The following is a 19,352-nucleotide window of genomic DNA, read 5'->3' on the forward strand; positions in this document are numbered from 1 at the left end:
TTCGTGCTGGCGCCAGCCAAGAAGGGTGCCTGATCCGGCGTCACGCCGGAGGGACTAACCGTGTGCCTGCTACTGGCTTCTATCCGAAGGACAATCGCGGTCGGCGAACGGCGGTCATCTTGGAGGGAATCGTGGGCTCGGTCAGTCGAGACCCGATATAGCCGACGAGGTCACTTACCTTCACGAAGGTGCTCGCGACTTTGGTCGGAATTTCGAGGTCGAACCTTTCCTCGCAGGTCATGACGACCTCGACGACGTCGAGGCTGTCAGCGCCAAGGTCTTCGAAAGGCGCGTCGTTCGTGATCTGCTCTTCGGCAACTCCGAGGTGAAAGACGATGATACGCTTCACCTCTGCAGCAATGTCGGTCACAACATCACCTCATAGGCAGGGTCCCCCACGGGCCACTGCTCTAACGCCATTCATTGCGCTCGAAGCTTGCCTCCGGCCAGTGATCAGTTAAGGCGACGATCGAGATTTCTGGCAGAGTGACTTCCCTGCAACAGATTCAGGCGACGCGACGGTTTCCGGTTCGTTGGATGACTGCTGAAATACTCGGAAGCAAAGCGTGATCACGATGCCCCTAGAACAGCGAAAAATACTCTCGCTGCTCCCAGTCGCTGACCTCGAGATTGAAGCGGTCGATCTCGGCCTGTTTCAGCTTGAGATAGTAGTCGACGAAGAAGTCGCCGAGACCTGCACGCAGCGCCTTGTCCTCGTGCAAGGCAGCGAGGGCATCGCCGAGGCTGCGCGGCAGCAAGGGCGCCTTGGCTTCGTAGGGCGTATCGGCCGACGGGCCGGGATCGAGCTTGCGGTCGAGACCGTCGAGGCCGCAGACGATCTGGCTCGCCATGTAGAGGTAGGGATTGGCGGCCGGCTCGCCGACCCGGTTTTCGAGATGGGTGGTCGAGTCGCCAGGCCCACCCAGCAGGCGCACCATGACCCCGCGATTGTCGCGACCCCAGATCGCCCGGTCGGGCGCCAGGGAGAAGGGGCGGTAGCGCTTGTAGCCGTTCAGAGTCGGCGTGCTGAACGCCGTGGCGGCGCGCGCATGCTCCAGGAGGCCGGCCATATAATGCTGGCCTACCGTCGACAGCGGCTCGTTCGCATCCATGAAGGCGTTGGCGTGGGTCGCGCGGTCCTTGAGTGATTGATGCAGGTGCCAGCCACTCGACATCACGTTGGGCAGCTTAGGCCGGCACATGAAGGTGGCATGGAAGCCGTTGCGCTGGGCGATCTGCTTGGTGGCGCTGCGAAACAGCACCATCGTGTCGGCGGGCTCCAGGCCCGTCGCGGCGCGGAAGGTGAACTCGAGCTGGCTCGGTCCATACTCGACCTCGAAGGAACGTAGCGGCAGGCCAAGATCGACGAGGTTGGTGCGCAGGATCTCGATGATCGGGTCCATCTCGTCGTAGCGCTGCTCGGTCAGGTACTGATAGCCCTGGTTCAGCAGCGACACCTCGGGCGGCTCGCCCGGCTGGCCGGCGTCGTTGACGCCTAGCTTTGCCTTCTCGACCTTGAAGAGGTGGAACTCGACTTCGAGGCCGGCCATGAAATCGTAGCCGCGCTCGCCCAGTGTCTTCAGCGCATTACGGTAGATGTGGCGCGTGCAGAGCGGCATTGGCCGCCCGTCGGCGAAATAGATGTCGCACAGCATCCAGCCGGAATGCGGCGCCCAGGGCAGGGCACGGAAGGTCGATGGATCAGGCAGCATGATCACGTCGGCCGCGCCTTCCAGCTCCTTCATGTCAAAGCCGCCGCCCGGCTGCCAGACCGGGAACACGGTTCGATGCGATGTGTCCTTCAGCAGCATCGTCGTGGTGAAGCCGACGCCGTTCTTCAGGGCAGCGTCGACTTCGGAAGCGGCCAGCGTCTTGCCACGCAGGATGCCGTGCTGATCGGCGAAAGCGAGCCGCACCACCGACATCTCGCCGGCCCTCATGCGGCGCTCCGCCTCGCGTGTTGCCGATTTGCGGTCCTCGTTCCAGAGGCCCGCGCGTTCCACCAGGGTCATGGGGGCTACGCCACCAACGGCGGGACGGTATCGGCCGCCCAGCTCGACTCACGGCGTCGTCGCACGTCGACATCCTTCCAATAGGCGTCCCAGCCCTCGGTCGGTCCCATGCCGTCGATAGCAACAGGACCGCGGATCTCGGCAGCGCGCTGATGGTCGAGCCACATCGGCGGCTTGGTGCCGTTCGCGACTTGGCCGATCGCCGACAGCAGCATTCGACGATAGGCGACGATGGCCTTGTCGGTCGTCCCGAGATGTTCGCGTGTACGGTCCTGTATGCGGCCCTGGCTTTCGACGGCCCACTGATCGTGGACGTTGATGTCGAAACCCATGCCCGTGAAGGTCTGCTTCTTCTGTTCCGAAACGTTGTAGCCGTAGTCGTTGTGGCGACCGATCAGCGGCCGGTAGTCGGGAAGTTGGTAGAGCTTCAGGCGTTGCTCACGCATGGCGGCATGGTCTACGGGCTTACCGAAACTGGTGAAGATTGCGTACCAGTAGCAGCTCGTATCGTCGATCGGCACGTGCCATTGCGTGATCGTCATCTCCGAACTCATCGGGATCACGAAGGCGTAGGGGAAGACGAGGTTGGTCACGCGCACATGCGTGTGCTTTTCGTTGAGCTTGCGCAGAGCGAAGAGGCGTAGGCCATAGTCCGTCGCCTCGACGTCGAGCTTCGGTCGTGTGTAATCGCGCAACAGGCGCGTCATCGGAATGTCGGAATCGGAGGAGGCGGAGCGGAACTGCTTGCCATAGGCCGCGCCGGTATCTTCGTCCTCGTAGAAGCGGTGCAGGTAGGAGGCGTGGGCCGGATCGATGCCGACTTCCAGCGCCTGCAACCAATTGCACTCGATCAACCCCTTGAAGGCGAAAGCATGCGTGCCAGGCGCCAGGAAGCAGTCGAAGTCGGGGAAGGCGGGGGCTTCACCCTCGCCGAGATAGGCGAAGACGATGCCGTTCTTCACGACCACCGGGTAGCTCTTCTGCCGGACCTTCTGGCAGAGCACGCTGCCCTCGGGTTCGGCCGGCGTTTCAAGGCACTTGCCATCGACATCAAACAGCCAGCCATGGAATAGGCAGCGCAGGCCGCCATCCTCCAGGCGGCCAAAAGCAAGGTCGGCGCCGCGATGAGGGCAGTCGCGATCGAGCAGGCCGTGGCGGCCACGCTCGTCACGGAACAGGACGAAATCCTGGCCCAGCACGCGCACCGGCTTGGCTGGTCGTTCTTCAGGCAGTTCGTCGGCGAGCGCCACGGGATGCCAGTAATGGCGCATCAGCGCGCCGCATTTGGTGCCGGGGCCGATCCGGGTGATCAGCTCGTTCTGCTCGGGGCTCATCATGGCTTTGCTTCCTGCGCCTGATCTTTGGCAAATCCGAGTGTTACATTAACGAACATTCGTTCTATATTGATATTCGCGATTCCCACTTTCGCTGGCAAGACCCCCGAGAAGCCGATGAGCAAACTGCGTCCACTGGATGCCGAACGGCGAGCCCAGCGCCCCGACAGCGCCAACTTCTCCGAAGCCCTGGCTCGTGGGCTGAGCGTCATCACCGCGTTCGACGACCAGCGCCGGCGCATGACGTTGAGCGACGTCGCCCGCGTCGTCGATCTGCCGCGCGCGACAGTGCGGCGTGCCCTGGCGACCCTTGTCGGCCTGGGATACCTCGAAGCCGAAGGCCGGCTGTTTCGCCTGACGCCGCGCATCCTGAAGCTGGCGGCTGCGTATCTATCGTCCAATACGGTATCGAGCATCCTGCAGCCGGTTTGTGAACGCCTTAGCCAGCAAGTCGGCGCCTCCTGTTCGGTGGCCGTGCTGGACGGCGATGAGGCCGTGATGATCGCTCGTGCCGTGCCGGCGCGCCCGCCTGCCATGGGGTTGGGGGTCGGTTATCGTCTGCCAGTCTTCTGCAGCGCCCTTGGCCGTGCGCTGGCGAGCGGTATGGCCGACCAAGACCTCGAGGCCTATCTCGCGCGCCTGCAGCCCGAGCGCTTCACGCGCCAGACGGTAATCGCGAAACTGGAAATCCGCCGCCTGATCCTCGATGTTCGGAGGAAGGGTTATGCGCTCGTCGATCAGGAAGCCGAGGTCGGTATCCGCTCGATCGCCGTGCCGCTTCGCCGTTTCGATGGCAAGCCGGTGGCGGCCCTCAATATAGGCGTTCAGCCTGAGCAGGTGCCCGCCAGGACGATGGTTGCTGAGTATGCTCCGCTGCTTCTGCAGGAAGCCGACGCGCTTCAAGCACAGCTCGTCTAGGCACCAATCAACCCAGCAGCTCGTGACAGTCGAGGTCGTCGACGGCAAGGTGGATGCGCTCCAGATGGCTCCACCAGATCACGGGTGGGATGCCGGAACCATGTTCGGTTGCCATCAGGCTCGGGCCAGGCACCGATCGTCTTGCCGAAGCGCGGATCATCCCACCAGGCTGCGTGAAACCATGCATGCGTGCGGACGATCCGCTCGCTTTGCGCAATGGTGGACGGCTGCGGCCATTGGGTAGCAATCATGTGCGAGTCGGTCAGGTCCTCCAGCAGGAGGTGCCAGGTCCCGGTCGATACATTGCAGTGAGCATCGAAACACCGGGGAAGCAGTCCGGGCGGAGTTGCGCTCGCAACGTCAGTATAGAAGGCGACTCCTTGCGCCCACTTTCCCATTGAGCGCCAGGCGGATTGGCCAGGTCGGTCTTGAGGATCACGGAGGTGGGCGCGGTCGGCGCGCTGCCGTCGTAGCCGAGGCGCAGCCGGAAGAACTGCGACAGCAGTGTAGGGAACGACCGTGACCGAGGCCACGCGGCCGCCCGTCCAGGAGGCCGGAGTGGCGCAGTACTTAGGTCAGGTAATCGGCGCTGGCTGCCTTGGGAAGGGGAAGCGTCATATGCCCGCCACCTTGGAAGCGTGCCATTCCATTGTGCCATTCGAAAGGGTGCAAAACGTGGGAAAAGTGACACCCTAGCCATGGAGTGACCGCAACCGGTAAATTGGCCCGCATGAACACTTTGAATGGCATGCCGGGCCCGACCTCGCGGGTCTTCTTCTCACAGCGTCTGCGACTCCATTATGTCGACTGGGGCAACCCCGATGCGCCGCCGCTGCTGCTGGTGCATGGCGGGCGCGACCATTGCCGGAACTGGGACTGGGTGGCGCAAGCGCTGCGCAAGGACTGGCACATCATCTGCCCGGACCTGCGCGGGCATGGTGACAGCCAGTGGTCGCCCGACGGTAATTACTCGATGGCGGCCTACATCTACGACCTCGCACAGCTCGTGCATCAGCAGGCCCTGGCGCCGGTGACGATCGTGGCACATTCGCTGGGCGGCAATATCTGCCTGCGCTTCTCAGGCATCTATCCGGACAAGGTCCGCAAGCTGGTGGCCATCGAAGGGCTAGGACCATCACCCAAGGTCATCGCCGAGCGTGGCAAGAAGCCGATGGATGAGCGCATGCGCGAATGGGTCGAGGAGCAGCGCAAGCTGTCAGGCCGCTTGGCGCGCCGCTATCCCACGATCGAGGACGCCTTCAAGCGCATGCAGGACGAGAACAAGCACCTGAGTGCCGAGCAGGCGCGGCACCTCACGCAGCAGGGGGTGAACCAGAACGAGGACGGCACCTATAGCTGGAAGTTCGACAATTATGTCCGGGCATGGCCGCCCTACGACATGAGCTACGAGGATATCGAGCATCTGTGGACGCAGATCTCGTGCCCCTCGCTCCTGGTCTATGGCAAGGAGAGCTGGGCTTCGAACCCCGAGAAGGACGGCCGCATCAAGCACTTCAAGACCGCCAAGGTCGTGGAATTCGACAATGCCGGCCACTGGGTCCATCACGACCGGCTGAACGATTTCGTCGCGTTGACCAAGGATTTCATCAAATGAAGGCAGCGATCTTTCGCGGCGGCGACCTGGTCGTCGACACGCTCCCCGAGCCGGTTCCAGCGCAAGGCCAGGTGCTGGTGAAGACGCTGGCCTGCGGCATCTGCGGGTCGGACCTACACGCGGCCAAGCATGCGCATCGCATGGTCGCGGTTACCAAGCGCATCCCGGGCCGGGTGCCGATGGACCTCGCGCGCGATGTCGTCTTCGGCCACGAGTTCTGCTGCGAGGTACTCGATTACGGCCCCAAGACCGAGCGCAGGATCAAGCCTGGCACGCGCGTTTGCTCCATGCCGCTGATGATGGAGGCTGATGGGCCGAAGGGTATGGGCTACTCCAACACCTATGTTGGCGGCTATGCCGAGCGCATGGTGCTGTCGGCACCTTTGATGCTGGAAGTGCCCAACGGACTGCCGACCGAGCATGCCGCGCTCACCGAACCGTTGGCCGTCGGTGTGCATGCTGTCGAGAAGGGCAATCTCACGGGCGACGAGGCGCCTCTGGTCGTGGGCTGCGGACCGGTCGGTCTCGCGGTGATCGCGGCTCTCAAGCTCAAGGGCATTCGTCCGATCGTTGCGGCGGACTTTTCGCCGAAGCGGCGTGAACTCGCCGCCCTCATGGGCGCCGATATCGTAGTCGATCCGGCAGCGGAGTCGCCCTATGGCAAACTGGCGGCGGACAAGCGCGCCGCGGTCTTCGAGTGCGTTGGTGTGCCGGGGCTGATCCAGCAGATCTTCGAGAGGGCCCCACGCGATGCACGAGTGATCATCGTCGGCGTCTGCATGGAACCCGACACGATCGAGCCGCTGTTCGCGATCTTCAAGGAGCTGAACCTGCAGTTCGTGCTGGGTTACACGCCCGAGGAGTTCGCGCGTTCGCTTCGGCTGCTGGCCGAGGGGAAGGTCGATGCCGAGGCGCTGATCACCGGCAAGGTCGGACTGGACGGCGTGAAGGGCGCATTCGAGGAACTCGGCAACCCCGAGAAGCACACCAAGATCCTCGTCGAACCGTGGCGTTAGGGCGGTCCTTCCATTGACCAGACGGCGGTCGATTTGATAGCGCTGTCGACGTCCTTGGGAGGAAAGCATGAAATTCTACAATTCTATCGGCCCCAACCCGCGCGTGGTTCGGATGTTCATGGCAGAGAAGGGCTTCGAGGTGCCGAAGGTCGAAGTCGACCTGCTCGCTGGTGAGAACCGCCGCGAGCCTTATCTGAAGGTCAATCCGTCCGGCCAGTGCCCTGCGCTGGAGCTCAAAGACGGCTCGGTGCTGGCCGAGATCACGGCGATCTGCGAGTACGTCGACGAGGTCAAGAAGGACACGCCGTCGTTGATCGGCGACACCGCCGAGGAGCGTGCCAAGACCCGCATGTGGGTGCGCCGCATCGATCTCAACATTGTCGAGCCTGCCCTCAACGGCTTCCGCTTCGCCGAGGGCCTCAAGCTTTTCCAGAACCGGGTTCACTGCATTCCGCAGGCGGCCGACGATCTCAAGGAGACGGCGCGCAAGAAGCTGGTCTGGCTCGACGGCCTGATGGGCTCGAAGCCCTTCATCGTTGGCGACAAGATCACCCTGGCCGATGTCGTGCTGTTCGCCTTCCTCGACTTCCTGGCCACGGTCAAGCAGCCGCTCAGTCCCGACTGCAAGAACCTGACGGCCTGGTTTGACCGTATGAAGGCCCGGCCCAGCGCCGCGGCCTGACCTCCAACGCTTCCAAGCCGCAGGATCACCCCGATGCGCCGACTGCTCGCTCTGCTCGTTCTCCTCGTTCTGCCTCTTGCCGGGGCGCACGCTCAGGGCGATCCGCCAGGCGTAAAGGGGCTGTTCCTGCTGACCGACTATCCGTCGCAGACGGTGCGCGCGGGCGAGGTCACGACCATCCGCGTGAAGGTGAACAATGCCGGCCTCGTGCCGGAGCCACTGGCGCTCTCGCTGCAGGGCGTGCCGGCAGGCTGGAAGGCCGACATCCTGGGCGGCGGCCAGCCGGTTGCCGCCGTAATGGCCGGGGTCAATCAGGACGTCACGGTACAGATCCGGGTCGAGGTGCCCAAGGATGCCAAGCCCGGTTCGCAGAACCTCGTGCTAAACGCCAGAGGACAGATTGGGCAGCAGGCCAGCCTGCCGCTCACCTTGACCGTCGGTACCGAGACGCCGGCCAAGCTCAGCCTGAAGTCGCGGCTGCCGTCGCTGCGCGGCACGCCACGCTCGGCGTTCGAATACACGCTGACCGTCGGCAACGATTCCGGCAAGGACCTGACCGTGGCGCTCTCCGCGCAGGGACCGGCCAACTTCCAGAGCACCTTCACCGAAGGCTTTGGCTCTAACGAGATCAGCTCGATCCCGATCGAAGCCGGCCAGACCAAGGACATCAAGCTCAAGGTGACGCCACCGCGCGATGTGAAGGCTGGCGACTATCCCGTGCTGGTGAAGGTCGCCGCCGAAGGTGCGACAGCCGAGATGCGCGTGACCCTGCAGGTGAGCGGGCAGGGCAAGCTGGCGCTTTCGACCAAGGATGGCCGGCTCTCCGGCGAGGCCGAGATCGGCAAGGCCTCGACCTACACGCTGATCCTGAACAACGACGGCACGGCGCCGGTCGAGGAAGTCGAGATGTCGGGCACGGTGCCGGCCAACTGGAAGGTCGAGTTCAACCCGAAGACGATCCCGTCGATTGCCCCCAACGACAAGAAAGAGGTGCAGGTGGCGGTGACGCCGGCGGACAAGGCGATCGCCGGTGACTACGTGGCCTCCTTCCGCGCCAATGGTCGGGGCGAGCAGGCGTCGGCCGACTTCCGCATTACGGTGACCACGTCGACCTTGTGGGGGATCGTAGGCGTCGGAGTCATCGCCGTCGCACTCCTGGTCCTGCTGGGCGCGGTCGCCCGCTTCGGACGGCGCTGAGGCCGGCAATGGCCGACAATGTCATCGAGGTTCGTGGGCTCCTGAAGCTCTACGGCGCCCAGCGCGCAGTAAACGCGATCGACCTCGATATCCGCCGCGGCGAGATCTTCGGCCTGCTCGGGCCGAACGGCGCGGGCAAGACGACGACGATCCTGATGCTGCTCGGCCTCACCGAAACGAGTGGCGGCACGGTGAACGTGCTGGGCTTCGATCCGGTGCGCCAGCCGCTCGAAGTGAAGCGGCGAGTCGGCTACCTGCCGGATGCAGTGGGCTTCTACGATCACCTGACGGCACGCGAGAACCTGGTCTATACGGCGCGTCTGCTCGACATCCCGCGTCGCCAGATCGACGGGCGCATCCTCGAAGCGATGAAGTCGGTCAAGCTGGACGACGTGATCGACAAGCGGGTTTCGACCTTCTCACGCGGCATGCGGCAGCGGCTGGGCATTGCCGAGATCGTGATGAAGCAAGCCGAGGTCGCCATCCTCGACGAGCCGACTTCAGGCCTCGACCCGCATGCCACCTTCGAGCTGCTGGAGATGATCCGCGGCCTCAAGAAATCCGGCGTCGCCGTGTTGCTGTCCTCGCATCTGCTCGACCGCGTGCAAAGCGTGTGTGATCGCGTGGCACTGTTCAACAAGGGCAATGTCGCTTTGATGGGCACGGTCGTCGAACTCGCCAATCAGGTGCTGGGGGCCGGCCATCCCCTGCAGGTCGAAGCGTCGGGTATCGACGTAGCGACAACCCTCAACGGCATCGAAGGCGTCCAGACGGTGCGGCAGGAAAGCGACGGCTCGTGGCGGATCGTGGCCGATCGCGACGTGCGGGCGGCAGTGGCTCAACGCATCGTTTCGGCGGGTGGTGCGCTGACCCGGCTCGCCGACCTGCAGCCGAGCCTCGAGGAGGTCTACACGCGCTACTTCCAGGAGGCCCGCCGTGCCGCGTAGCCGCGAAGGCTCGCCCTTCACCGGTCTTGGCCCGGTCTTCATGAAGGAGTTCGCCGATCACCTCTCCAGCGCCCGCATGATGGTGCTGATGCTGTTCGTGATCGTGTTCGGGGCGTTTCCCGTCGCGACGTCTTTGCAGACACTGCGGACCGTCGTCGATCCCAATTCCTTCATCTTCCTGCGCATCTTCACGCTCGAATCGGAGCAGGTCGGTATCTCCTTCACGGCCGCGCTCAACTTCATTATTCCCTTGATGGCGATCGGCCTTGGCTTCGACGCGGTGAACAGTGAGTTCAATCGACGTACACTGAGCCGTGTGCTGTCGCAGCCGATCTACCGGGATGCGCTGCTGCTCGGGAAGTTCCTGGGTGGACTGGCCACGCTCGCCGTAGCTCTGGTGGCGCTGTGGCTGATCGTGCTGGGCGCCGGGCTCCTGCTGCTGGGGGTGCCGCCGCGGGGAGTCGAGGTGGCGCGAGGACTTAGCTTCCTCGTGGTGGCCATTGCCTATGGCGGCGTTTGGCTCGCCATCGCCATGCTCTTTTCGGTGATCTTCCGCTCGACGGCGACATCGGCGCTTTGTGCACTGGGTGTCTGGCTGTTCTTCTTCATCCTGTGGCCGCAACTCGCCGGAGCGCTCCTGATCAGCCTCGCGCCGTCCGAAATCAGGAGCATCGACGACTATGCCGCTGTGCAGTCGATGGGGCTCGGCTTGATGCGGCTGTCGCCCGGCACCTTGTTCAGCGAAGCCGTGCTCGGGTTGCTCAGCCCGGAAACACGCACCCTAGGGCCGATGCTGCCCAGCCAGATGCGTGGGGCGATCATGGGCGCGCCGCTGCCCTTCGATCAGAGCGTGCTGCTGATCTGGCCGCAGGTCACGGGACTCATCGCCGGCATGATCGTGGTCTTTGCCGCGGCCTACGTGATCTTCCAGCGCGAGGAAGTGCGCGCTTGAAGGACTGGACCCTCGCGGCAGCGCTGAACAACGCACGCTGGTGCGATGCGGTCTGCCGCGCACACGGTAAGCCGGGCCGCTTCCTGCCGCCGATCTGGGTCAATGCCGAGACAGTGCCGCGTTTCTACCCTAACGCCGTGACATTGCAGGCAGGGGAGGAGGCGCTGGAGGAGCAGCGCAGCGCTATCGACATCATGCTGAAATCGCATCTGCCCGGGCGTTGGTCGGTAAAGGACAGCTTCAGCACGCTCGATCTGTCGCGACGCGGTTTCGATGTGCTGTTCGAGGCGCAATGGATACGTGGCGCCATGCCAGCCGGCGGCCCGTCGACGGATATCGTCTGGAGCCGTGAAACCGAGGCAACGGCGCCGTTGCCCTTCGACGATCCGAACTTCGCCATGTTCGCCGGCCGACGTGGCTACAGGGTCGTGGCGGGCGGCATGCTCTATCGCGCCGAGGGTGTCGTCGGGCTTTCCAACGTCGTGGCGGAAACTGCCGACGCGGCGGCCGTGTGGCGCTCGCTGATCCTCCTGGCGTCCCAGACTTTTCCGCGGTTGCCGCTGGTCGGCTACGAGTCGGGGCAGGAACTCGAAGCGGCGGTCGCTGCCGGCTTCGAGGCCGGCGATCCCCTCAGGGTGTGGGTGACGGCTCGGGACTGAAGCCGCAAGCCTTGAGCGCGGCCAGCATATGCGGCGGCGGGGGAGCGGTGACGACGATCGGTGGTTTGGTCTGGGAGAGCGGCAGCACGATGCCGTGGGACTGCAGGTGAAGCTGCTTGTTCGGCTCGGCCTTGCCGTAGAGCCGATCGGCGATCACCGGACACCCCGCTGCAGCGCAGTGCACGCGGATCTGATGGGTGCGACCGGTTTCGGGCTTGAGCTCCAGCCAGGTGATGCCCGAGCCACGCCCCAGCACTTTATAGCGCGTCAAAGAAGGCTGGCCCTTGGGCGACACTTTCACCGACCAGCCGCTGCGCGTGTTGACCTTGAGAAGCGGCATGTCGAACACGCCTTCTTCGGCCGGCGGGGCACCTTCGACGATGGCCCAATAAGTCTTCTCGGTATCGCGGCCCGAGAAGAGGCGGCCGAGCTTCGCCAGCGCCTTGGGATGCCGACCCAGTACCAGCACACCCGCGGTATCGGCATCCAGCCGATGGGCAAGCGCCGGCGGCCGCGGCAGGCCAAAACGCAGGTCGTCGAAGCATTCCTCGAGGTTGGGTGCACCACTGGGGCCTGCATGCACGGCAAGACCAGCCGGCTTGTCGATCACCAGGATTAGTCCATCGCGATGCAACACTCTCGCCTGGATTTCCTCGGCTGTGAGCGGAGGAGGGCGACGCCGTGCCGGCGCCGTCTTCAATCCAGGGCGGGCCATCGATCGAGCCACCTCTCGCTGGCTTCATAGAGCGCGGCTGCATGCAGCACCGATGCTTCGTCCCGGAAGCGGCCGACGAATTGCAGCCCGATGGGCAGGCCCTTGGCGTCGTAGCCGCAGCAGAGCGACAGGGCAGGGTGGCCGGTGATGTTGAAGGGCATGGTGTAGGGGAACCAGTTGCGCCGGAGTTCGCCCACCTCGACGCCGTCGATCTCGATCGGATCGAACAGGTCCTGGTCGATCGGCAGGGCCGTTCGCGAGAGGGTGGGCGTCACGAGGTAGTCGGCCATCTCGAACCAGCGCTGGACCATGCGGAAGAGTTCGCTGCGCTGGAACATAGCCCGCTGATAGTCGGCGCCCGACCAGTCGGAGGCCATCGCGACCTGACGCACCAGCGAGGTCGACATGCGATTGCCGTCGCGGCGGATCATCTCGTCGAAACGCGCCCGCCAGGTCGTGTGGTTGATGACCTTCCACACCGGCTCCATGTCCGGCAGCGTTTCCGTGAGTTCGACCAGCTCGGCGCCGAGCTCGCGTAACCGGCCCAGCGCCTGCTCGAAGGCCGCGCGCACGTCCTTGGCAACGGCCGTGTTGCCCAAGGTCAGGCTGTAGAGGATGCGCTTGCCCTTGAGGTCGCCCTCGGCACGGGCCGCCGAAAGATAGTCTTGAGGCGCGACGCCGATCGACCAGGGATCGGAGGGATGCGGCCCCGCCATGGCCTGGAGCATCAGCGCCGTATCCATCACCGTGCACGTCATCGGCGTGACATAGGTGTAGTTGCCGAAGGCATCGGCGACCTGGCTGTGCGGGATGACGCCGTTGCTCTGCTTGAGGCCGACCATGCCGTTGGCGGCGGCGGGAATGCGCGTCGAGCCCCCGCCGTCGGTAGCAATGCCGATCGGGCCGATGCCGGCAGCCACCGCGACGGCGGCGCCTCCGCTCGATCCACCCGACGTATGTTCTGCACTCCAGGCGTTGCGCGTCCGGCCGAACAACGGTGCGTCGGTCAACGCCTTGTGGCCGAACTCCGGTGTCGTGGTCTTGCCAAACAGAATCGCGCCGGCCTGCTTCAGGCGCGCGGCGCAGACGGCGTCTTCCTTCGGGACATTGTCCTCATGCAACAGCGAACCGAAGGTGGTGCGCACACCTGCCGTGTTCACCAGATCTTTGGCGGCGAAGGGAATGCCGTGCAGCAGGCCGAGCTTTTCGCCCTTCATCACGGCGGCTTCGGCTTCCCGAGCGGCGGCGCGCGCCTGCTCCGGCACCAAAGTGACGAAGCAGTTCAGGACAGGCTGCAGTTTCTCCGCGCGCGCCAGCACGGCATCGGTGAGTTCGACGGGAGAGATTTCCTTGGCGGTGATGCGGGTACGCAGGTCGGACGCGGGCAGGCGTGTGAGGTCGGTCACCGGAGCAACCCTCTCGCGGCGAGGTTCCGCATCAACGCGGTGGTACCGAAGGTCCAGGGCGGGATCTTGTCGCAATGATTTACCTTGTTGGTGAGCGTGCCGAGCTTGGGCGAGCGAATCGAGACCAGGTCACCGACCATATGCGTGAATCCCGTGCCACCTGGTTTGCGTGGCTCTGTCGGCGCGAACAACGTGCCGGTCATCAGGGCCATGCCGTCGGGATACTGATGCGCGCCGCCCATGGCCTGCCGGACAAGATCGGTCGGATCGCGGCTGATCTTGGAAAGATCGCTCTGGCCGCGAAGACGGAACTGATCAGGCCCAGTCACTTCCAGTTCGACCTTGGCCTGACGCACGTCGTCGAGCGTGAAGGTCGAATCGAAAAGCCGGATGAAAGGACCGACCGCACAGGAGGCGTTGTTATCCTTGGCGATCCCCAGGAGCAATGCGCTGCGGCCTTCGATGTCGCGCAGGTTTACATCGTTGCCGAGCGTGGCGCCGACAATATTGCCTTTCGCGTTTACGATCAGGGTGACTTCGGGCTCGGGGTTGTTCCAGTCTGAGTCGGAGCGAATGCCGATCTCCGCGCCATAGCCGACGGCCGCCATCGGGGGCGCCTTAGTGAAGATTTCGGCGTAGGGGCCGATGCCGACTTCCAGGTAGGGCGACCAGGCACCGCGTGCCATTAATGTCTTCTTGAGCGCGTCGGCTTCGGGCGAGCCCGGCTTGATGGTGCTGACGTCGGCGCCGATGATCGTGTTCAGTTCCCCACGCACCTGCTCGGCGCGGCCGGGATCACCCTTGGCATGCTCCTCGATCAATCGCTCCAGCAGGCTCACCGCGAAAGTGACGCCCGCGGCCTTGATGGCCTGCAGGTCAATCGGGGCCAGAAGGTCGCCGACCAGGTCCTGCAGCGCACCGATCCGCTCCCCTGGCGAATTGCGCGCGAGGCCTGCTGGATCCGGCGCGTTGCAGAGGTCGGCCATCGTCGGCACCGTCGCGGAGAGGTCGAACACGCCCTCCGCACGCACCGCTACGACTGCAGGACCGGCTGGTCTTCCCTTGCGCCAGAGCCGCCCCACCAGGGTGCCGGCGGTGCCGTCGTCGGGAAGAATCTCGCTAAGCGATGGTGGCACTGGACGTCTCCGGCGCTTCGTTGCAGAAAAGGCGCGCCACTCCCTGGGAGAAATCAAATCATGGCCGCAGCGCGGATCAAAGGCGTTCTTTCGCCGGTCGTCACCCCCTTCAAGCGTGACCTGTCGCCGGACGTCGGCCGCTTCATCGCACATTGCAAGTGGCTGATCAGCCAGGATTGCGGCCTGGCGGTATTCGGCACCAATTCGGAAGCCAATTCGATGTCGGCCCAGGAGCGCATGAGCCTCCTGGACGCGGTCGTCGCGGCGGGTGTGCCGACCGATCGCATGATGCCGGGCACGGGTGCCTGCTCGATCAACGAAGCGGCCGAGGTGAGCGCGCATGCGACCAAGCTCGGTGTCGGCGGCGTGCTGATGTTGCCGCCCTTCTACTACAAGGGCGTTCCGGAGGAGGGGCTGTTCCGCTTCTTCTCCGAAGTCGTGCAGCGGGTCGGTGACGACCGCCTGCGCGTCTATCTCTATCACATCCCGCCGGTCTCGGCCGTGCCGATCACCCACAAGCTGGTCGAGCGGCTGATGAAGGCGTACCCGAAGCAGATCGCGGGCATGAAGGATTCGTCCGACGACTGGCCGCACACCAAGAGCATGATCGACGCCTTCGCCAAGGATGGCTTCGATGTCTTCTCCGGCAACGAGAAGCCGTTGATCGAGAACATCAAGTCGGGCGGCGCGGGCTGCATCAGCGCCACGGCCAACATCAATCCGAGCAAGATCGCCGAGACCTACAAGACCTACGCGACGCCGGAAGGCGCGAAGCTGCAGGCCTGGATCAACGAGGTCCGCGGCGTCATGCAGGGCTATGTGATGATCCCGGCGCTGAAGTACTGCATCGCGCATTACGGCAGCGACGCTGCCTGGACGCCGGTCCGTCCGCCGCTGGTCGAAGCTGACGAGAAGGCGGGCAAGGACATGATCGCCAAGCTCGACAAGCTCGGCTTCACAATGCCCGGCCTCAAGCAGGCGATGGCCGTCGCCGCGGAATAGGGAACACTTAGGTAATCTCTAAACTATTTCTTGCTGTTTGAAGTGAGGCACCTATAGTTAGGTAAATACCTAACTATAGGTGCCTCCGTGTCTTTGAAATTCCACTCGCATCCGCTTTCCTCATTTGGCCAGAAAGCGGTCATCGCTCTCTACGAGAACGACACACCGTTCGAGTTCTGCCTGGTCGATCTCGCCAATGAGAAAGGTCGCGCCGAGTTCCTGGCGCTCTGGCCTCTAGGCAAGATGCCGGTCCTTCAGGACGATGCCCGCGGCCGCACGATCCCCGAAACGAGCATCATCATCGAGTATCTGGCGCAGCACTATCCGGGGAAGCAGGTCCTGGTTCCCACCGAACCTGAGGCAGCGCTGCAGGTTCGCTTGTGGGATCGCTTTCATGATCTCTACGTGGCTCAGCCGATGCAGAGGATCGTCGAGGAGCGGCTGCGGCCGGCCGACGGTAAGGACCCGCATGGGCTCGCAACGGCAAAGACGCACCTGCATAAGGCTTACGACATCCTTGATCGCGAGATGGGCAGCAAGACCTGGGCAGCGGGCGAGAGCTTCACCATGGCCGATTGTGCCGCTGCGCCGGCACTGTTCTACGCCAACGAGGTGCAGCCATTCGGCAACAGTCACGCCGCTCTGGCGCGGTACTTCGAGCGGCTGATGGCGCGTCCGTCCTTTGCTCGTGCCGTCGAGGAGGCGAAGCCCTTCTGGCACTTCTTTCCCAAGGAGAGCGAGGCCAGCAAGTGAATGCCGCTGCCGTTGCCGGCGGGCAGGTCGGGCCTTCGCTCGATCTCGTCTTTCAGGCGCTGGCCGATCCCAGCCGGCGCGCCATCGTCGAGCGTCTCGCCCGCGGGCCGGCCTCCGTCAGTGAACTTGCCCAGCCACTTGAGATGGCGTTGCCGTCGGTGCTGCAGCATCTGCAGCTTCTCGAAGCGAGCGGGCTGGTGCGCTCGGCGAAGACCGGGCGTGTCCGCACCTGCCGCATCAACTCGACAGCGCTCGATCAGGCCGAGCGCTGGATCTCGCGCCGTCGCTCGGCGATGGAGCGGGCCTTCGACAGGCTGGGTGACTTCCTCAAGGAGTAACGACGAAGGCGTTCAGCCTCGGAGCTGGATCACCCCGGCATCTGTCGGGCGAAAGCCGCAAGCGTCGAAGTAGAAGCTACGCAGGTGCGGATCGAAATCGACGTGCAGCCATTCGCATCCGGTAGCCTTTGCCTGCTTGATGGCTTCCTCAACCAGCAACGTAGCGAGACCCTTCCGCCTCATTGGTTCGGCTATTACGGTGTCGAGCAGGAAAGCATGAACGCCGCCATCCCAGGCGACGTTGACGAAGCCGATCAGCCTCCCGGCGAGGCGCAGGCAGACCCAGCCAAGGCTGTAGCGTTCAACCTGCGTTACCCAATCATCCTGCAGAAGCCTGTGCCCGAAGCCTTCGGCATGGAGGGCGTTCAGCTCGTCGTTCGTAAAAGCACCGCGCCATTCGAGCAACGGAGCCGCCTGTTTGTGTCGATCATCCTGCATGAGGCTACAATGCCACTGCAGCTGCTGTGTTGCCGAACGATTTGACAGCGATCAGTGCGCACCCGTATAAAATGCACATGATCATGAACCTGCTCCGCAAGGGTTGGTACTTTACGTCGCTTACATAGGCGGCGCGAAAGGTCATGACCTGACGAAAAGCCGCCGCTCCCGGCGGCTTCTTCGTTTCTAGACCTGGCCTCCGGGCCGCGGCGGGACCGCAAACCGGAGGACGAGATGTCGATCATCGAAGCAGAGTTGGAACCGGCGGCGCCACCATTGGCGATCCGCGTGCGGCTGGCTGGGCCGCGTGACCTCGAAGAACTATGCGAACTGCTGGACGACCGTGCCCATGCGCGTGATCTGGTCCTAACCTGGCTGGAGACGCCGGGCACCACCCTGTTGGTCGCGCAAAGCGAGATCGGCGTGCTTGCCGTGGCCGTGCTGGTCACGCGGTTGGTACCGCTGGAAGGCAGCGGTGCGCACAAGGTGATCGAAGTCGACAATCTCGTGGTGCGCGCGGATCAGCGCGGCCGGCGCATCGGCCGGCGCCTGCTTGCCGCTGCCGTCGAGTGGTCGCGCCAGCGCCGCGCCGTGCAGGTCGAGGCCGTTGTCGGCGAGGGGGCGGCCAAGCGGTTCTATGAGAATTTCGGCTTCGCCGTCGCCAATGATCGGCTGGTGCTGGCGGCGTGACGATCGCCATTCGCCCCACGCGGCTCGAAGATCATGCGGCGCTCTGCGCATTGTTCGATGAGCTGGACGAGTTCCACCGTCAGGCGCGGCCGGACTTCTTCCGGCCGTTCGACGGGCCAGCGCGCACACTCGGCCAGATCGAGCAATGGCTGGAGGGGCCGGGCTCGACCGTGCTGGTGGCGGAAGAGGCGGGCGACACCGTGGGCCTCGCTGTCCTCTTCATGCGCCCGGCATCTACCTTCGCTGGCGCCCGCCGTTTCTACGAGCGCTTCGGTTTTGCATGGTCGCTCGACCGGCTGATGATGCTGGAATAATCGACAGGTGGAATTGCCCGGCGATGTGATATGATTGCTATTCTTGCACATCCGGTGCCGGACAAATGTGCAGGAGTGGCCATGAGCAAGAACTCAGCGAAGCGAGCACCGGTGGAGAAGCCGCCGGTCGTCCTGAAGCAGAAGATGGCCAAGCCGATCTCGGCCTATACCGACCCGGCGGCACTACGTACCCTGATGCAGAATGCCAAGCGCATGGGCCGCGACGATATATGGCGGGAAGCGTTCCTGCGCCTCTGCTCGCTGGAAGGCGCAGAGCAGACGGATCCCTTGCATCGCGATTTCCATGAGATGCTGGCCGCATACGAGCAGTTGCTGAGCGAGAAGAACGGTCGCGCGACGCGGGCCAGCCGGACGCGCATGAAGCTGAAGGCCAAGGGCGTCGTTGCCAGCCTCGAGGATTTGGTCAGAAGCAAGGAACCTACCGAGGGCTTTGAACTTCTCGTCGCGAGCAATTTCGTTGAGATGACGGGCGAGCAGATCGTGCTGAAGTATCCCGACCAGTTTTCGCCGGAAGCGATTGCTGCTGCCAAGACACGACTTGCGGCCGTGGCGCCTGCTACCAAGGACTAGCAACACGAGGACATAGTGGGCGGCCTGGAATGATCCTGATCGGCATCAACCGCTCACCTTATACCCGCCGCGTCGCGATCACGCTCCAGGCCTATGGCCTACAATATGAGCAGCGCGATGTTTCAGGTTTCGGCAATCGCGAGGAGGTACGGGCCGCCAATCCGCTGGGGCGCATTCCTGCGCTCGTGCTCGACAGTGGCGAGACGCTGGTCGACAGCGGCGCCATCGTCGACCATCTCGACGAAACCTATGGCGGCGACCAGCCACTGACTCCGGCACGCGGCGATGGACGCCGGGCTGTCCTACGAGTCTCTGCGCTGATGATGGGCGCCTGCGACAAGGGCCTGCAGGCGGCTTACCATCGCAACCATGTGCCGGTGGAGAAGCTGCATCAGCCTTGGATCGACGATTGTCTGATGCAGATGGCAACTGCCCTGAAGGCGGTCGATGCCAAGGCAGCGACCGGCTCGGCATATTTGCTGCTCGGCCGCCTGACACAGGCGGATATCACGACCTTTGTCGCCGAGCGCCTGGCGCGCGGTATCGGCATCGACACCGAAGCGGCGATGCCGAATCTGCGTGCTCTGACCCGTCGACTGTTGGAAGAGCCACCGTTTCGGTCGACGGAGCCGTAGCG

Annotated in this window: 22 protein-coding genes; 15 read left to right on the forward strand and 7 right to left on the reverse strand. The window is 63.9% G+C overall.

What is annotated here, in order from left to right; translation table 11 throughout:
- Window positions 1-79 precede the first annotated feature (79 nt).
- The 3 genes from acpP to EPO50_RS03780 all read right to left on the reverse strand — a co-directional run bounded on the left by acpP (window position 80) and on the right by EPO50_RS03780 (window position 3,349).
- Complete coding sequence (gene acpP, locus EPO50_RS03770) at window positions 80-370, reverse strand: acyl carrier protein (RefSeq protein WP_296341318.1); 291 nt, start codon at window positions 368-370, stop codon at window positions 80-82.
- Between the two features lie 211 nt (window positions 371-581).
- Window positions 582-2,012 carry a glutamine synthetase family protein gene (locus EPO50_RS03775; RefSeq protein ID WP_296341319.1) on the reverse strand — a complete coding sequence of 477 codons (1,431 nt, stop codon included), beginning with the start codon at window positions 2,010-2,012 and terminating at the stop codon, window positions 582-584.
- Between the two features lie 5 nt (window positions 2,013-2,017).
- Window positions 2,018-3,349, reverse strand: coding sequence for an aromatic ring-hydroxylating dioxygenase subunit alpha (locus EPO50_RS03780; protein WP_296341320.1), 1,332 nt, complete (start codon window positions 3,347-3,349; stop codon window positions 2,018-2,020).
- A 114-nt stretch (window positions 3,350-3,463) separates the two neighbouring features.
- Between EPO50_RS03780 and EPO50_RS03785 the strand changes: the two genes are divergently transcribed.
- The 8 genes from EPO50_RS03785 to EPO50_RS03820 all read left to right on the forward strand — a co-directional run bounded on the left by EPO50_RS03785 (window position 3,464) and on the right by EPO50_RS03820 (window position 11,332).
- Entirely contained in the window at window positions 3,464-4,264 is an 801-nt protein-coding gene (locus EPO50_RS03785) for an IclR family transcriptional regulator C-terminal domain-containing protein (RefSeq protein WP_296341321.1), read from the forward strand.
- Between the two features lie 730 nt (window positions 4,265-4,994).
- Window positions 4,995-5,879: an alpha/beta hydrolase gene (locus EPO50_RS03790; protein ID WP_296341322.1), complete on the forward strand. Its 885-nt coding sequence runs from the start codon at window positions 4,995-4,997 to the stop codon at window positions 5,877-5,879.
- A complete protein-coding gene (locus EPO50_RS03795) occupies window positions 5,876-6,895 on the forward strand; it encodes a zinc-binding dehydrogenase (RefSeq protein ID WP_296341323.1) in 1,020 nt (339 codons plus the stop codon). The genes EPO50_RS03790 and EPO50_RS03795 overlap by 4 nt, the downstream gene beginning before the upstream one ends.
- Window positions 6,896-6,962: 67 nt before the next feature.
- A complete protein-coding gene (locus EPO50_RS03800) occupies window positions 6,963-7,577 on the forward strand; it encodes a glutathione S-transferase family protein (RefSeq protein WP_296341324.1) in 615 nt (204 codons plus the stop codon).
- Between the two features lie 33 nt (window positions 7,578-7,610).
- Window positions 7,611-8,774 (forward strand): NEW3 domain-containing protein, encoded by a 1,164-nt coding sequence (locus EPO50_RS03805; RefSeq protein WP_296341325.1) that lies wholly within the window; start codon window positions 7,611-7,613, stop codon window positions 8,772-8,774.
- 8 nt (window positions 8,775-8,782) lie between these two features.
- Window positions 8,783-9,721 (forward strand): ABC transporter ATP-binding protein, encoded by a 939-nt coding sequence (locus tag EPO50_RS03810; protein WP_296341326.1) that lies wholly within the window; start codon window positions 8,783-8,785, stop codon window positions 9,719-9,721.
- Window positions 9,711-10,673 (forward strand): ABC transporter permease subunit, encoded by a 963-nt coding sequence (locus EPO50_RS03815; RefSeq protein WP_296341327.1) that lies wholly within the window; start codon window positions 9,711-9,713, stop codon window positions 10,671-10,673. The genes EPO50_RS03810 and EPO50_RS03815 overlap by 11 nt, the downstream gene beginning before the upstream one ends.
- The gene (locus EPO50_RS03820; RefSeq protein WP_296341328.1) at window positions 10,670-11,332 is read left to right on the forward strand and encodes a hypothetical protein; all 663 of its coding nucleotides are present in this window, start codon (window positions 10,670-10,672) and stop codon (window positions 11,330-11,332) included. The genes EPO50_RS03815 and EPO50_RS03820 overlap by 4 nt, the downstream gene beginning before the upstream one ends.
- Here EPO50_RS03820 and EPO50_RS03825 read toward each other — a convergent pair.
- Genes EPO50_RS03825 through EPO50_RS03835 form a run of 3 tightly spaced genes read right to left on the reverse strand, consistent with a single transcriptional unit; the run spans window position 11,304 to window position 14,589 of the window.
- On the reverse strand, window positions 11,304-12,047 hold the full coding sequence (locus EPO50_RS03825; RefSeq protein WP_296341329.1) for an RluA family pseudouridine synthase: 744 nt from the start codon (window positions 12,045-12,047) through the stop codon (window positions 11,304-11,306). The genes EPO50_RS03820 and EPO50_RS03825 overlap by 29 nt on opposite strands.
- Complete coding sequence (locus EPO50_RS03830) at window positions 12,029-13,453, reverse strand: amidase (RefSeq protein ID WP_296341330.1); 1,425 nt, start codon at window positions 13,451-13,453, stop codon at window positions 12,029-12,031. Before EPO50_RS03830 ends, EPO50_RS03825 begins: the two co-directional genes overlap by 19 nt.
- Entirely contained in the window at window positions 13,450-14,589 is a 1,140-nt protein-coding gene (locus EPO50_RS03835) for a fumarylacetoacetate hydrolase family protein (protein ID WP_296341331.1), read from the reverse strand. The genes EPO50_RS03830 and EPO50_RS03835 overlap by 4 nt, the downstream gene beginning before the upstream one ends.
- Window positions 14,590-14,649: 60 nt before the next feature.
- Here EPO50_RS03835 and EPO50_RS03840 point away from each other — a divergent pair, with 60 nt between their 5' ends.
- The 3 genes from EPO50_RS03840 (at window position 14,650) to EPO50_RS03850 (ending at window position 16,682) form a co-directional block, all read left to right on the forward strand.
- Window positions 14,650-15,591: a dihydrodipicolinate synthase family protein gene (locus tag EPO50_RS03840; protein ID WP_296341332.1), complete on the forward strand. Its 942-nt coding sequence runs from the start codon at window positions 14,650-14,652 to the stop codon at window positions 15,589-15,591.
- Between the two features lie 87 nt (window positions 15,592-15,678).
- Window positions 15,679-16,344: a glutathione S-transferase family protein gene (locus EPO50_RS03845; RefSeq protein WP_296341333.1), complete on the forward strand. Its 666-nt coding sequence runs from the start codon at window positions 15,679-15,681 to the stop codon at window positions 16,342-16,344.
- Complete coding sequence (locus tag EPO50_RS03850) at window positions 16,341-16,682, forward strand: helix-turn-helix transcriptional regulator (protein ID WP_296341334.1); 342 nt, start codon at window positions 16,341-16,343, stop codon at window positions 16,680-16,682. Before EPO50_RS03845 ends, EPO50_RS03850 begins: the two co-directional genes overlap by 4 nt.
- Before the next feature lie 12 nt (window positions 16,683-16,694).
- Here the strand turns inward: EPO50_RS03850 and EPO50_RS03855 are convergent, their stop codons facing one another.
- Window positions 16,695-17,120 carry a GNAT family N-acetyltransferase gene (locus tag EPO50_RS03855; RefSeq protein WP_296341335.1) on the reverse strand — a complete coding sequence of 142 codons (426 nt, stop codon included), beginning with the start codon at window positions 17,118-17,120 and terminating at the stop codon, window positions 16,695-16,697.
- 234 nt (window positions 17,121-17,354) lie between these two features.
- Here EPO50_RS03855 and EPO50_RS03860 point away from each other — a divergent pair, with 234 nt between their 5' ends.
- The 4 genes from EPO50_RS03860 (at window position 17,355) to EPO50_RS03875 (ending at window position 19,350) form a co-directional block, all read left to right on the forward strand.
- A complete protein-coding gene (locus EPO50_RS03860) occupies window positions 17,355-17,810 on the forward strand; it encodes a GNAT family N-acetyltransferase (protein WP_296341336.1) in 456 nt (151 codons plus the stop codon).
- On the forward strand, window positions 17,807-18,124 hold the full coding sequence (locus EPO50_RS03865; RefSeq protein WP_296341337.1) for a hypothetical protein: 318 nt from the start codon (window positions 17,807-17,809) through the stop codon (window positions 18,122-18,124). The genes EPO50_RS03860 and EPO50_RS03865 overlap by 4 nt, the downstream gene beginning before the upstream one ends.
- Before the next feature lie 81 nt (window positions 18,125-18,205).
- Complete coding sequence (locus EPO50_RS03870; RefSeq protein WP_296341338.1) at window positions 18,206-18,715, forward strand: hypothetical protein; 510 nt, start codon at window positions 18,206-18,208, stop codon at window positions 18,713-18,715.
- A gap of 29 nt (window positions 18,716-18,744) precedes the next feature.
- Window positions 18,745-19,350 (forward strand): glutathione S-transferase family protein, encoded by a 606-nt coding sequence (locus EPO50_RS03875; protein ID WP_296341339.1) that lies wholly within the window; start codon window positions 18,745-18,747, stop codon window positions 19,348-19,350.
- Window positions 19,351-19,352: the final 2 nt, after the last annotated feature.

This window comes from Reyranella sp., from assembly GCF_004297405.1.
In the GTDB taxonomy this organism is placed as follows: Bacteria; Pseudomonadota; Alphaproteobacteria; order Reyranellales; family Reyranellaceae; genus Reyranella.

What these genes read in the sequence shown, in the direction of transcription:
- EPO50_RS03875 (WP_296341339.1), top strand. Translation starts at nt 18,745, where the DNA reads ATGATCCTGATCGGCATCAACCGCTCACCTTATACCCGCCGCGTCGCG.
- EPO50_RS03855 (WP_296341335.1), bottom strand. Translation starts at nt 17,120, where the DNA reads ATGCAGGATGATCGACACAAACAGGCGGCTCCGTTGCTCGAATGGCGC.
- EPO50_RS03840 (WP_296341332.1), top strand. Translation starts at nt 14,650, where the DNA reads ATGGCCGCAGCGCGGATCAAAGGCGTTCTTTCGCCGGTCGTCACCCCC.
- EPO50_RS03860 (WP_296341336.1), top strand. Translation starts at nt 17,355, where the DNA reads ATGTCGATCATCGAAGCAGAGTTGGAACCGGCGGCGCCACCATTGGCG.
- EPO50_RS03785 (WP_296341321.1), top strand. Translation starts at nt 3,464, where the DNA reads ATGAGCAAACTGCGTCCACTGGATGCCGAACGGCGAGCCCAGCGCCCC.
- EPO50_RS03800 (WP_296341324.1), top strand. Translation starts at nt 6,963, where the DNA reads ATGAAATTCTACAATTCTATCGGCCCCAACCCGCGCGTGGTTCGGATG.
- EPO50_RS03870 (WP_296341338.1), top strand. Translation starts at nt 18,206, where the DNA reads ATGAGCAAGAACTCAGCGAAGCGAGCACCGGTGGAGAAGCCGCCGGTC.
- EPO50_RS03805 (WP_296341325.1), top strand. Translation starts at nt 7,611, where the DNA reads ATGCGCCGACTGCTCGCTCTGCTCGTTCTCCTCGTTCTGCCTCTTGCC.
- EPO50_RS03775 (WP_296341319.1), bottom strand. Translation starts at nt 2,012, where the DNA reads ATGACCCTGGTGGAACGCGCGGGCCTCTGGAACGAGGACCGCAAATCG.
- EPO50_RS03790 (WP_296341322.1), top strand. Translation starts at nt 4,995, where the DNA reads ATGAACACTTTGAATGGCATGCCGGGCCCGACCTCGCGGGTCTTCTTC.
- EPO50_RS03780 (WP_296341320.1), bottom strand. Translation starts at nt 3,349, where the DNA reads ATGATGAGCCCCGAGCAGAACGAGCTGATCACCCGGATCGGCCCCGGC.
- EPO50_RS03810 (WP_296341326.1), top strand. Translation starts at nt 8,783, where the DNA reads ATGGCCGACAATGTCATCGAGGTTCGTGGGCTCCTGAAGCTCTACGGC.
- EPO50_RS03795 (WP_296341323.1), top strand. Translation starts at nt 5,876, where the DNA reads ATGAAGGCAGCGATCTTTCGCGGCGGCGACCTGGTCGTCGACACGCTC.
- EPO50_RS03825 (WP_296341329.1), bottom strand. Translation starts at nt 12,047, where the DNA reads ATGGCCCGCCCTGGATTGAAGACGGCGCCGGCACGGCGTCGCCCTCCT.